Genomic DNA, 526 nt, shown 5'->3' on the forward strand with positions numbered 1-526 from the left:
ACCACGGAGCCGCGGAACGCAGTTCCTCGGCGGTCGAACAGCCGCTCCAACCAGCAGGAAAACAGATCGCGAAACGAATGCGGGTTCATCACCAAAAAAATCCGCAAAACAAAAAAACAACCTCACAAAATTCCATCCACGCGACAAATCCCACCACGGAGCCGCGGATGCACCGCATCCTCGGCGGTCGAACAGCCGCTCCACCCCGCAGGAAAACAAGTCGCGCAACGAATGCGGGTTCACCACCAAAAAATCCACAAACAAAAAAAACAACATCACAAAAATCCAATCCACGCGCAAAATCCCACCACGGAGCCGCGGATGCACCGCATCCTCGGCGGCCGAACAGCCGCTCCAACCCGCAGGAAAACAAGTCGCGCAACGAATGCAGGTTCATCACCAAAAAATACCGCAAACAAAAAAAACAACCTCCCCAAAATTCCATCCACGCGCAAAATCCCCACCACGGAGCCGCGGATGCACCGCATCCTCGGCGGACCACAGCCGCTCCAACCCGCAGGAAAAC

Annotated in this window: 1 protein-coding gene; it reads left to right on the plus strand. The window is 55.5% G+C overall.

The genetic code is table 11. The features are described from left to right. The coding region (locus TRESADRAFT_RS16425) for a hypothetical protein (protein WP_217169631.1) at positions 1-526 on the plus strand (526 nt) is incomplete at both ends.

This window comes from Treponema saccharophilum DSM 2985 (genome assembly GCF_000255555.1).
In the GTDB taxonomy this organism is placed as follows: Bacteria; Spirochaetota; Spirochaetia; order Treponematales; family Treponemataceae; genus Treponema_D; species Treponema_D saccharophilum.